The sequence below is a fragment of the Janthinobacterium sp. FW305-128 genome (genome assembly GCF_020858135.1).
In the GTDB taxonomy this organism is placed as follows: domain Bacteria; phylum Pseudomonadota; class Gammaproteobacteria; order Burkholderiales; family Burkholderiaceae_D; genus Janthinobacterium.
The window spans coordinates 13,708-25,560 of sequence record NZ_JACYMK010000003.1; the positions used below are offsets into that span (position 1 = coordinate 13,708).

At 62.7% G+C, this 11,853-nt stretch carries 8 protein-coding genes; all 8 read left to right on the top strand.

Annotated features, from left to right (window positions below; genetic code table 11):
• Positions 1–450 precede the first annotated feature (450 nt).
• On the top strand, positions 451–2,289 hold the full coding sequence (locus IGS60_RS07605) for an ABC transporter substrate-binding protein (RefSeq protein WP_230503513.1): 1,839 nt from the start codon (positions 451–453) through the stop codon (positions 2,287–2,289).
• Positions 2,290–2,317: 28 nt separating this feature from the next.
• Complete coding sequence (locus IGS60_RS07610) at positions 2,318–3,256, top strand: ABC transporter permease (protein ID WP_070219240.1); 939 nt, start codon at positions 2,318–2,320, stop codon at positions 3,254–3,256.
• A gap of 9 nt (positions 3,257–3,265) precedes the next feature.
• The gene (locus tag IGS60_RS07615; RefSeq protein ID WP_230503515.1) at positions 3,266–4,381 is read left to right on the top strand and encodes an ABC transporter permease; all 1,116 of its coding nucleotides are present in this window, start codon (positions 3,266–3,268) and stop codon (positions 4,379–4,381) included.
• A gap of 9 nt (positions 4,382–4,390) precedes the next feature.
• The gene (locus IGS60_RS07620; RefSeq protein ID WP_230503517.1) at positions 4,391–6,082 is read left to right on the top strand and encodes an ABC transporter ATP-binding protein; all 1,692 of its coding nucleotides are present in this window, start codon (positions 4,391–4,393) and stop codon (positions 6,080–6,082) included.
• A 27-nt stretch (positions 6,083–6,109) separates the two neighbouring features.
• Positions 6,110–7,072 (top strand): VTT domain-containing protein, encoded by a 963-nt coding sequence (locus IGS60_RS07625; protein ID WP_070219237.1) that lies wholly within the window; start codon positions 6,110–6,112, stop codon positions 7,070–7,072.
• A gap of 349 nt (positions 7,073–7,421) precedes the next feature.
• The gene (locus tag IGS60_RS07630) at positions 7,422–8,441 is read left to right on the top strand and encodes a glucokinase (protein WP_070219236.1); all 1,020 of its coding nucleotides are present in this window, start codon (positions 7,422–7,424) and stop codon (positions 8,439–8,441) included.
• Positions 8,442–8,855: 414 nt separating this feature from the next.
• Positions 8,856–9,650 carry an SMC-Scp complex subunit ScpB gene (scpB, locus tag IGS60_RS07635; RefSeq protein ID WP_230503520.1) on the top strand — a complete coding sequence of 265 codons (795 nt, stop codon included), beginning with the start codon at positions 8,856–8,858 and terminating at the stop codon, positions 9,648–9,650.
• Positions 9,643–11,700: a 23S rRNA pseudouridine(2605) synthase RluB gene (gene rluB / locus IGS60_RS07640; protein WP_230503522.1), complete on the top strand. Its 2,058-nt coding sequence runs from the start codon at positions 9,643–9,645 to the stop codon at positions 11,698–11,700. The genes scpB and rluB overlap by 8 nt, the downstream gene beginning before the upstream one ends.
• Positions 11,701–11,853: the final 153 nt, after the last annotated feature.

Consider the following 11,853-nt stretch of genomic DNA (forward strand, 5'->3'; position numbering starts at 1 on the left):
CACACACACCCGCTTTCAGCATGGAAACAACAGTGTTTTTTATAATGTTGACGTGTTTCAATATTTGCAATTATTTTAATGTTGCACTGCGATGCGCATTTTCCGTACTGCGATAAAAACGGCTGTCATTCGAAGCCGTAAGGGTTACTGCCAGGCCGGTTTTTCATGGCGGCGACCTGTCTTTGTTGCGCTGCGCAAGATTCTCCCGGCGAGGCAGGTGAGCGTGGCGCCACGCCACGCCAGTGCTGCGGCTTTTCGCCCGGCGAACGGAATATGCGTTATCGTTACGCCTTTTTCCGGCTCGCCTGCTTGCAGGTCCGGCTGGCGATGAACAAGGCATAGATCTTGCGAGGATGGACTGGTTTTGGCGGTGGAATCCTGTATCCCAGGGGGAAGCCAGTACAAGCGCACCAATACGGTGCGACAGATAATCGAGATGAAGGGTATTACATGAAGTCACCATGGATGCGGCGCGTGGCGCTGCTCGCCTGCCTGGCCACCCTGCCGCTGGCGGCCGTGGCCGTTGACGCTGCCCCCGCGGCCGCGCCGGTCAAAACCTTGCGCTATATCCTGCCGGCCGCCGAGACGGGCTTCGATCCGGCCACCGCGCGCGACCTGTATTCGAACCACATCACGCAGGCCGTCTTCGACACCCTGTACACCTATGACTACCTGGCGCGCCCCGTCAAGGTGGTGCCCGGCGCGGCGGCCGCCATGCCGGAAGTGTCGGCCGACGGCAAGACCTATACCATCCGCCTGAAAAAAGGCATCCTGTACACGCCTGACGCCGCGTTCGGCGGCAAGCGCCGCGAACTGACGATGGCCGACTACGTGTATTCGTGGAAGCGCCTGTTCGACCCGCGCCTGGCGTCGCCGCACAGCTGGCTGTTCGAAGGCAAGGTGGTGGGGCTGGACGACCTGGCCAAGGACTCGGCCAAGTCGAACAAGCTCGATTACAGCAAGAAGGTGGCGGGACTGGAAATCCTCGACCCGTACACCCTGCGCATCTCGCTGACCAAGACCGATTTCAATTTCCCCATGATCCTCGCCTACGTGCCGACGGCCGCCGTGGCGCGCGAAGTGGTGGACAAATACGGCGACGTGAAGGGCGAGGTGGGCTCGAATCCCGTCGGCACCGGCTACTACACCTTGGGCGAATGGACGCGCGGCAACCGCATCGTGTTGAACCGCAATCCGCAGCACTTGCCGGAAACGTGGAATTTCATGGCTGGCGACGATCCGGACGACCAGCGCATCGTGCGCCAGATGCAGGGTAAACGCATTCCCGCCATCGACCGCATCGAAATTTCCGTGATGATCGAAGACCAGTCGCGCTGGCTGTCGTTCCAGAGCGGCGGCACGGACGTGTTCTGGCTCGACGGCCCGCTGGCGCCGAAGGCATTGCTGAACGGCAAGCTGCGTCCCGAGCTGGCGGAGAAGGGCGTGCAGTTGTCGCGCCTGCTGGACCCGGAAATCAGTTATTACTACTGGAATATGGAAGACCCGACCCTGGGCGGCTTCAGCAAGGAAAAGATCGCCCTGCGCCGCGCCATTGCCATGGCGCACAATATCGATGAGGAAATCCGCATCATCTGGAATGGCCAGGCCAAACGCCTCGACTATCCGATCCCGCCCGGCGTCGTCGGCTACGATCCGCACTATAAATCCCTGCTGCAATACGATCCCGTGCTGGCCAACAAGCTGCTCGATAAATTCGGCTACAAGAAGGGCGCCGATGGCTGGCGTACCTTGCCGGATGGCAAACCGCTCTTGATCCGCTACGCTTCGCGCAACGAAGCCAATGGCGTGCTGCAGGCGGAAATGTGGCGCAAGACGTACAACTCGCTGGGCATCCGCATGGAAAACGACCGCATGATCTTTTCCGACATTTTGAAGACGGAAAAGCAGTGCAAGATGCAGACGCGCACGGCGCCGTGGCTGGCCGACTATCCGGACGGCGACAATTTCATGCAGCTGTTCTACGGCCCCAACACGCACCAGAACAACAACGGCTGCTACCAGGACCCCGAGTACGATAAATGGTACGCGGCCAGCCAGGCCATGCCGGCCAGCCCCGAGCGCGACGAGCTGTTCCACAAGATGGCGCGCCGCCTGGAAGTCAATGCGGGCGCCCTGATCGGCTACGCGCGCTACCGCAACATGCTGGCGCAAAAGTCGGTGCTCGGTTACAAGAAGCACCCTATCCTGTTCCAGGAATGGGCGTACATGGATATCGACAGCACGGGCGCGCCAGCGGCGCCAGCCCCTGCGGCCTCGGCCAATAAATAAGCGACGCTTATAACAACAAGGAATCATTATGTTTGCTTATATCCTGCGCCGCTTGTGGCAGATGCTGCCCACCATGCTGGGCGTGGTCCTGCTGGTGTTTATCCTGTTCAACTGGGTGGGCGGCGACCCCGCCTACATCCTGGCCGGCAAGATGTCTAGTGCGGAAAGCATCGCCAACATCCGCCGCCAGCTCGGCGTCGACCAGCCGTACTACGTGCAGCTGTGGATCTTCATCAAGCAGATCGTCACGTTTGACTTCGGCCAGAGCTGGGCCACGGGTGAATCCGTGTCGCACATCATCACCTCGCGCCTGGGCCCGTCGATGATGGTGCTGATCCCGCTGACCGTGCTGGAAACGTTTTTCGGCGTGGCGCTGGCGCTGGCCATCGCGTTCGTGCGCGGTTCGCTGACGGACCGCATGGTGATGATCGCCTGCACGGTGGGCATGTCGATTTCCATCCTCGTCTACATCATCGTCTTCCAGTACGGTTTTGCTTACAAGCTGGGCCTGTTCCCCGTGCAGGGCTGGGGCGACAGCTTCTGGGAAAACCTGCTGCGCTATTCGACTCTGCCCATCCTGATCGGCCTGGCCGTGTCCATCGCACCGACCCTGCGCTTGTTCCGCACCTTCGTGCTGGACGAGGCGAACCAGGATTACGTGCGCACGGCGCGCGCCAAGGGCTTGAAGGAAGGCCGCATCATGTGGGTCCACGTGCTGCGCAACGCCGGCATTCCCATCATTACCTATGTGATGTCGAACTTGCCGGCCCTGCTGATCGGCGCTTTCCTGCTGGAACGTTTCTTCGGCATCCCCGGCATCGGGCGTGAAGTGATTTTGGCCGTCGAGCGCAGCGACTTTCCGGTGATCAAGGCGATCACCGTGTATGTTGCCGCCGCCACCATGCTCTTCAACCTGCTCACCGACCTGCTGTACCAGGCGGTCGATCCTCGCGTACAACTGAAGTAGAAAGAGACGATGTCGAAACCTCATACATCGCCCGGCCTGTGGGCCCTGGCGTGGCGCCGTTTGCGCGGCGACAAGATTGCAATGGTATCGCTGGCCGTGGTCGGCGCATTTTTCCTGCTGGTGCTGGCGTCCGCCAGCGGCCTGGTGGCGGCGAACTGGGAAGACGAAGTGGCCGTCAGCTATGCGCCGCCCACGTTTGTCGGTGCCGACAAGGATGCGGCCGGCGCCGCCGACGGCGCCATTCCCCAGTCCGACGAGCGCAGCGCGCCGACACCCGTCAACGTGCTCGACCCGTTGGCCGACGACATCGCCGAACTGCGCGCCCAGATGGGCAGCAATCCATCTGCCGGCGTCGAGATGTACGGCGTCATCGACCCGCTGGCCGACGACTTGACGGCCTTGCGCGCGGGCATGGGCAAGACGAAAAAGCTGATCGCGCACAAGGCGGCGACCCTGCCGTTCGGCGCCGACAAGTGGGGTCACGATATCGTGCAGAAAACCATCAAGGGCGGCGAGACGTCGATCGTCGTGGGCCTGGTGGCGGCCTTGCTGGCCGTGGTGCTGGGCACGATCTTTGGCGCCGTGTCCGGCTACTTCGGCGGCATCGTCGATGATTTCTTCAACTGGTTCTACAGCATCTTCACGTCGATTCCGTCGATTTTGATGATCTTGACGGTGGCGGCCGTGCTGCAGCAGAAGGGCGTGCTGACCATCGTGCTGATCCTCGGTTTGACGGGCTGGACGGGGCCATACCGCCTGATCCGCGCCGAATACATCAAGCACAAGGCGCGCGAATACGTGATGGCGGCCGACGCCATCGGCGCCTCGCACTGGCGCAAGATGTTCTCGCACATCTTCCCGAACGTGAGCCACGTGGCGCTGGTGCAGATGTCCATTCTCGTCGTGGGCTTCATCAAGGCGGAAGTGATCCTGAGTTTCCTCGGCTTTGGCGTGCCGGTGGGCACCGTTTCGTGGGGCAGCATGCTCAACGAGGCACAAAATGAACTGATCCTGGGCAAATGGTGGCAGCTGACAGCCGCCGCCACGGCGATGGCCGTGCTGGTGACGGCGTTCTCGCTGTTTACCGATGCCTTGCGCGATGCGCTCGACCCCAAAGTGAAATAGGAGTTGCTCATGGACCAGAATAACCTGTTGGAAGTGCGCGATCTGCGCGTCACCTTCCGCCTGGACAAGAAGACCACGTTCGAAGCCGTCAAGGGCATCTCGTTCAACGTGCCGCGCAACAGCACCGTCGCCCTGGTGGGCGAGTCGGGCAGCGGCAAGTCCGTCAGCTCGCTGGCCGTGATGGGCTTGTTGCCGCCGGATAACACCATCATCGACAAGCAATCGCGCATCCATTTCGGCGGGCGCGATTTGCTGCAACTGTCGATCGCCGAGCGCCGTACCATGTGCGGCAAGGATATCTCGATGATCTTCCAAGAGCCGATGTCGTCGCTGAACCCCGTCTTCACGGTCGGCTTCCAGATCGCCGAGGTGCTGCGCCAGCACATGGGCATGAACCGCAAGCAGGCGCGCGCGCGTACCCTGGAATTGCTGGAGGAAGTGGGCATACCCGATCCAAACACCAAGATCGACGCCTATCCGAGCCAGATGTCGGGCGGCCAGCAGCAGCGCGTGATGATCGCCATGGCGATCGCCTGCGAGCCGAAACTGCTGATCGCGGACGAACCGACGACGGCGCTGGACGTGACGATCCAGAAGCAGATCATGGACCTGATCGCGGCGCTGCAAAAGAAGCACCAGATGTCCGTGCTCTTCATTACCCACGACCTGGGCCTGGTGGGGGAAATCGCCGACCAGGTGATCGTCATGCGCCACGGCGAAGTGCGCGAGACGGGCGAGGTACGGCAAGTGTTCGAAGCGCCGCAAGACAGTTACACGAAAGCGCTGCTGCATTGCCGACCGTCCTTGGACGAGCGCCCATGGCGCTTGCCCGTCATCGCCGATTATATGGAAGGCAAGGCGGGCCCCGGCGTGGAGGTGAAACAGCGCACGCGCGGCTATACGCCGGGCGACGAACCGGTGCTGGTGGTGAATAATCTCAGTAAAAGCTTTTATACGCGCGAGGGCCTGTTCGGCAAGCGCGAATTCCAGGCCGTCAAGGACGTGTCGTTCACTTTACCGCGCGGAAAAACCCTGGGCGTGGTGGGCGAATCCGGTTCCGGCAAGACGACGGTGGGCCTGACCCTGCTGCGCCTGCACCAGGCAACTAGTGGCACGGCCATGTTCCACGGCAAGGATCTGATTGCCATGCCGAACAAAGAGTATTTGCCCTATAAACGCCGCATCCAGATCATCTTCCAGAATCCGTACGCGTCCTTGAATCCCCGCTTTACGGTGGGGCAGATTTTGCTGGAACCCATGCGCATCCACAAGATCGGCGTCGATGACAAGGAACGCATCGCCAAGGCCTACTGGCTGCTCGATAAAGTCGGCTTGCCGGAACAGGCTTTCCACCGCTATCCGCACGAGTTCTCGGGCGGCCAACGCCAGCGCATCGCCATTGCCCGTTGCCTGACCATGCAGCCGGAGATTCTGGTGTGCGACGAATCCGTGTCGGCGCTGGACGTGTCCGTGCAGGCGCAGGTGCTCAACCTGCTGCAGGATTTGCAGGATGAATTCGGCCTGTCCTACATCTTCATTTCGCACGACTTATCAGTGGTGAAATACATCGCCGACCAAGTGATGGTGATGCACAAGGGGCAAGTGGTGGAGCTGGCCGATTCGGATGAGCTGTACCGCAATCCCGTGCATCCGTACACGCGCACCTTATTAAGCGCCATACCGAAGGGCGTGCAGTTGTAGGGGGCTTTTTACGGTAAGATAGCGGCCATGCCCAACCTCATTTATCTGCTCGAACATTACGGTGTCCTGATTGTCTTTGGCATCGTGCTGGTGGAGCAGCTCGGCCTGCCGATTCCCGCCTTTCCCATTCTCGTGGTGGCGGGGGCGCTGGCCGTCGATGGCGACATGAATGGGGGGCTGGTGCTGGCCGCCGCGCTGGGCGCCTGCCTGATCAGCGACTTCACGTGGTTCCGCGCGGGCCGCCATTTCGGCAAGCGCATCCTGCGGCTGCTGTGCCGCATCTCGCTGTCGCCCGATTACTGCGTCAGCCAGACGGAAGACAAATTCAAGCGCTGGGGGCCGAAAGCCCTGATCGTCTCCAAGTTCGTGCCGGGATTCAATACCGTGGCCGCGCCCATGTCGGGTGCGCTGGGCACGCCGCCGCGCCTGTTCTTCCTGTATGCGGGCCTGGGTGCCTTGCTGTGGAGCGGCACCGGCATCGCCGTCGGCGTGATCTTTCACGCCAGCGTGCAGCAGGTGCTGGACTTGCTCAGCACCATGGGCAGTACGGCCTTGCTGATGCTGGCCGCCTTGCTGGGCTTGTTCCTGCTGTACAAATTCCTCGAACGCCGGCGTTTCCGCCAGGCCTTGCAGATCGAGCGCATCGGCATCGATGAATTGCTTGAACTCATAGAGCAGGGCGAGGAGCCGCTGATGGTCGACGCGCGCAGCGCCACGGCGCAAGCGCTGGAACCGGCCGTGCCGGGCGCCTTGTTCTTCAATGGCAAGGAGCCGGTGCCCGCCATGATCGCCATGGACAAGGACCGCCACATCATCGTGTATTGCAGCTGCCCCAACGACGTGACGGCCGCGCAAGTGGCCAAGCTGCTGCACCAGCACGGCTTTCACCGGGCCAAGCCCCTGCATGGCGGCCTCGACGCGTGGAATGCCGCCTACCGCTCGGACCAGCCGGCACCCGCCAGCCTGCTGGGCGAAGGCTTGCCCTCCTGAGCAGTAAAAACCGGTAGTAATAATACGTAAATACTGTCGCCGGGCCACCGGGACGGCGCCGCAACGCCTGGGCCGCCCCCTACAGAGCGGCTTTGCGCAAACTGCGGCATACTCTTGTTTTTACGCGATTCCTGCTGCTATGCAGCATGATTTTGGTGCGTCTGATGAGTGTAGGTACTTACTATAAATCATTGTTTTCGAGTAACTTTGGCCTTGCCTGTTGCATTTGGAGTGGAACTACCAATAAAGGCTTGTTTTGATGTACTTAAACTACAAACTTTGCTTGCCTCCGGGCGCATTCATCCTTTAAGCTTGGCGTCCCATGCGTCCCACTTCATCATTTAAAATCATGAGCGCTTCGTCTTCTCCCGTACTGCCGACTTCCGCCTTTGCCGATGGACCGCGCCTGCTGGCCGACGTGGGCGGCACCAATGCCCGTTTCGCCCTGGAAGTGGCCGCCGGCCACATCACCCTGGTCGAAGTGCTGCCCTGTGCCGATTACCCGAGCCTGTCCGCCGCCCTGCAAGCCTACCTGGCCCTGCCGCACATCGCTGCCGCAGGCGGGCAAGCCGTGCGCCATGCCGTGATCGCCATTGCCAACCCCGTCGACGGCGACTTCCTCAGCATGACGAACCACCACTGGTCGTTCTCGATCCGCGCCATGCGCGAAGAGTGCGGTTTCACGACCCTGGATGTGGTCAACGATTTCACGGCCCTGGCGCGTTCCTTGCCGCAGCTGTCGAGCGAACAGAAGCACCAGGTGGGCGCGGGCACGGCCCGTCCGAACACGGCCATCGGCCTGATCGGCGCCGGCACTGGCCTGGGCGTGTCGGGCCTGATTCCTTCGCACGGCGGCTGGATCGCCCTGCAAAGCGAAGGCGGCCACGTCAGCTTTGCGCCGTTCAATGAAACGGAAGTGAGCATTTTGCAATTTGCCTGGCGCGAATACGAGCACGTCTCGGCCGAGCGCCTGATTTCCGGCGATGGCCTGGAACTGATCTACCGCGCCCTGGCCGACCGCGCGGGCGTGCCGGCCGAAGCGTTGCCGGCGGCGGAAATCACGCGCCGCGCGCTGGCCGGCGAATCCCAGCTGTGCGACGATGTCATCGAAGCGTTCTGCTGCATGCTCGGCACGGTGGCGGGCAACGTCGCCGTCACCCTGGGCGCGCTCGGCGGCATTTATATCGGCGGCGGCATCGTGCCACGCCTGGGAGCGCGTTTCGACCGTTCCGGTTTCCGCGCCCGCTTTGAGCGCAAGGGCCGCTTCGCCAATTATGTCTCGCAAGTGCCGACCTTCGTCATCACGGCGCAGTACCCAGCTTTCCTGGGCGCATCGGCCATTCTCTCGGAGAAACTCGCCTCCCTGTGATGCGCGAGGTACGGGCGATGTGTCGCGCCAGGGCCGGGTAAAACGCGTGTTTTGCCCGGTTTTGCGCTTTTCCGCTTTTTATCAGGTACAATTGGCATCGTTGGATGAAACGACGACTGTCGCTCTCCTGTCTGGCTGGTTCGCCGCCACGGGAAAAGCAGCTGCTCCGGAGATCGTTTCATTGCTGGTTACTTAGTGAAGGTTAATTAAGGCCAGCACCATGGATGGCAGGACTTTCACTGCATCCGCTTTAATCCCGCTTTGCGCGCATCGGCCAAGGCGTCGGAAAAACAGCCTCAACTAGTAACCCAGCACGGCGTCATTATCGATGTCTGCCATCTGTTACGTTGAAATGAACGTTTTTGATTTCTTTCTCTGCATACGAATTGCAACACACATCCGCACAGAATTGCTATGAATACAATTGAGGCTAAAAAAGTCCTCGAAACCGCGTTGCTGTGCGCTCGTGAATCGCTGGCGATCCACAGCCTGAAAAAGCTGTTCGTCGATGCGGACGAGAATGGTCGTGTGCGCGGTGTCGGCGTTGGCGCCGACACGATCAAGCAATTGCTGGAAGAGTTGCGCGACGAGTGGGAAGGGCGCGGCATCGAGATCGTCAGTCTGGCTTCGGGCTGGCGCTTTCAAAGCCGCCCGGAAATGAAGATGTATCTCGACCGGTTGACGCCCGAGCGGCCGCCCAAGTATTCGCGGGCGACCCTGGAAACCCTGGCCATCATCGCCTACCGCCAGCCGGTGACGCGCGGCGATATCGAGGAAATTCGCGGCGTTGCCGTCAATTCGCAGACGATCAAGATGCTGGAAGACCGTGGCTGGGTCGATGCCATCGGCTACCGCGACGTGGTGGGGCGGCCGGCCTTGCTGGCCACCACCAAGCAGTTTTTGGATGATCTGGGTTTGCAATCGCTGTCCCAGCTGCCGCCTTTGCAGCAAATCAGCGAGATGCAGGGCAATGGGCTTGAAGCCCTGGAAGCGGCCCTGCAGGAAAATTTTGACAAGGCAAGCAATGAGCTTGTCCCCCAGCTTGGTGCAGGTAGCAATACGGCTGTGACAGATGTAGATGTGACAGCAAGCCTTGATGCCGGCCCCGATGCTTCGCCCATGGACGAAGCCTACACTCACGACCCTGCGCCAGAACTAACGGTTGACGCTGCGCCAGGTCAGCACAGCCAAGAAACGAAGAATGAATAATCCGAACACCCCCGAGACAGTAACCGCCAGCGACGAAGCCATCGTTGCCAAGCCCAAGCGCCGCACCAAGGCCCAGATCGAAGCTGACGCGGCTGCTGCCGGCACGGCTGGCGACGCTGTCGCCGCCAAGCCGAAGCGCCGCACGAAAGCCGACGTGGCCGCCGATGCGCCCGTCGCGGAAGCTGTCGCCGCCGACGCTGCGCCCGCCGCCAAGAAAACCCGCGCCAAGCCGGCCCTGAAGGCCGTGGCCGACGCCGCGGAAGCCGCAGCCGAGGCGGTTGCCGCCCCGGCGCCGCGTCCGCCGCGCGCCCGCGCCGCCGCCAAGGCCGCTGCCGCCGTCGCTGAAACGGCGCCGGAAGCCGTCGTCGACAAGCCGGCCGAAGCACGCCCGACCCGCGGTCCGCGCCAGATGCGCGGTGTTCAGGCCGAACGCGCATTGCGCCAGCCGCCGCGCGCCGAAGCGCCGCAGGCGGCCGATGCCGTTGCCGCAGCGCCTGCCGCAGAGCAAGCTGCCGCGCCTGTCGCCGACGTGTTCGATGCCGAAGGCAACCTCGTGTCCGGCCCGCGCCTGCCGCGCGGTCCCCGCAACGACGTGCCGGGCGCCGGCAAGAATGCCGGCAAGAGCCGTAAAAAGGGCAAGGGCCGCCAGGCTGCGCCAGGCAAGCTCAGCGACGCTGATGCCGTCTTCTCGTTCGTTACTTCCGACGCCTTCGACAGCGAAGAAGGCGGCACGGGCCGTGTACAGAAAGCGGCCGTGCGCCGCGACCTGACGTCCGACGACGATGCGCCGAAGCTGCACAAGGTACTGGCCGAAGCCGGTCTCGGTTCGCGCCGCGACATGGAAGACCTGATCATTTCGGGCCGCGTGTCCGTGAATGGCGAGCCGGCCCACATCGGCCAGCGCATCTTGCCGAGCGATCATGTGCGCATCAACGGCAAGTTGATCCAGCGCCGCGTCAGCAAGAAGCCGCCGCGCGTGCTGGTCTACCACAAGCCGGCCGGCGAAATCGTCAGCCACAACGACCCGGACGGCCGTCCATCCGTCTTCGACCGCCTGCCGACCATGAAGGCGGGCAAGTGGCTGGCCGTTGGCCGCCTCGACTTCAACACGGAAGGCTTGCTGTTGTTTACCACGTCCGGTGACCTGGCCAACCGCCTGATGCACCCGCGCTACGGCATCGACCGCGAGTACGCCGTGCGTACCCTGGGCGAGCTGGAAGAGGGTATGCGCCAGAAGCTGCTGGCCGGCGTCGAGCTGGAAGACGGCCTGGCGCAGTTCTCGAAGATCGCCGATGGCGGCGGCGAAGGCATCAACAAGTGGTACCGCGTGGTGATCGGCGAAGGCCGTAACCGCGAAGTGCGCCGCATGTTCGAAGCCATCGGCCTGACCGTGTCGCGCCTGATCCGTACCCGCTACGGCGCCATGACCCTGCCGAGCGGCCTGAAACGCGGCCGCTGGGAAGAGATGGATGAAAACACCGTGCGCGACCTGCTGACCGCCTACGGCATCGAAAAGAAAATGCCGGCATCGGGCGACCCCCGTGCCGCTGGCGCCGCCAAGGGCCGCGAAGCGCGCAAGGCCAGCCGCGATGACGAGCCGAATGGCAACCGCATCGATGTGAGCAACCGCAACGCCGATCCTTTCCCCGTCGCGCCGCGCCGTGGCCAGCCGCAAGGCCAGTTTGCCCGTCCGCAAGGCCAGGGCCGCCCGGGCGGCGCCGGCCGTCCAGGCGACGCGCGTGGTCCGGGCCGCGGTCAGCCGCAAGGTCCGTTCCAGGGCGGCCAGCCCCGTTCGTCGGCATCGTTCGAAGGCGCGCAAGGCCAAGGCCAGGGCCGTCCGCCGCGTGCGGCAGGCCAGGGCCGTCCGGGTGGCGAAGGCCGCGCGCCGCAGCGCGGTCCGCGCCAGCCCGATCCGCTGCAAACGGCCTTCGGCTTCGCCAACACGGGTCCGCGCCGCAATGCCGGCGGTGGTGCCGGTGGGCAAGCACGTTCCGGCGGCCAGCCGCGCGGCGGCATGGATGGCATGCCGCGCCGCCGCAGCAAAGGTTAATCGGGAAGAGTTTCTTCTTGCGCGCCCGCCGATCTGCCGCGGGTGCGCGCTCTTGTAACTGTTGTAAGCCGGGCCGCTCCTCGTGTGCGGCATTGCGGCGAAGTTAATAAGAGGTTATAATCTGCAGCCTAATAAAAGTTCTCCGCAGGGTTG

What these genes read in the sequence shown, in the direction of transcription:
- IGS60_RS07610 (WP_070219240.1), top strand. Translation starts at nt 2,318, where the DNA reads ATGTTTGCTTATATCCTGCGCCGCTTGTGGCAGATGCTGCCCACCATG.
- IGS60_RS07620 (WP_230503517.1), top strand. Translation starts at nt 4,391, where the DNA reads ATGGACCAGAATAACCTGTTGGAAGTGCGCGATCTGCGCGTCACCTTC.
- IGS60_RS07625 (WP_070219237.1), top strand. Translation starts at nt 6,110, where the DNA reads ATGCCCAACCTCATTTATCTGCTCGAACATTACGGTGTCCTGATTGTC.
- scpB (WP_230503520.1), top strand. Translation starts at nt 8,856, where the DNA reads ATGAATACAATTGAGGCTAAAAAAGTCCTCGAAACCGCGTTGCTGTGC.
- IGS60_RS07630 (WP_070219236.1), top strand. Translation starts at nt 7,422, where the DNA reads ATGAGCGCTTCGTCTTCTCCCGTACTGCCGACTTCCGCCTTTGCCGAT.
- rluB (WP_230503522.1), top strand. Translation starts at nt 9,643, where the DNA reads ATGAATAATCCGAACACCCCCGAGACAGTAACCGCCAGCGACGAAGCC.
- IGS60_RS07615 (WP_230503515.1), top strand. Translation starts at nt 3,266, where the DNA reads ATGTCGAAACCTCATACATCGCCCGGCCTGTGGGCCCTGGCGTGGCGC.
- IGS60_RS07605 (WP_230503513.1), top strand. Translation starts at nt 451, where the DNA reads ATGAAGTCACCATGGATGCGGCGCGTGGCGCTGCTCGCCTGCCTGGCC.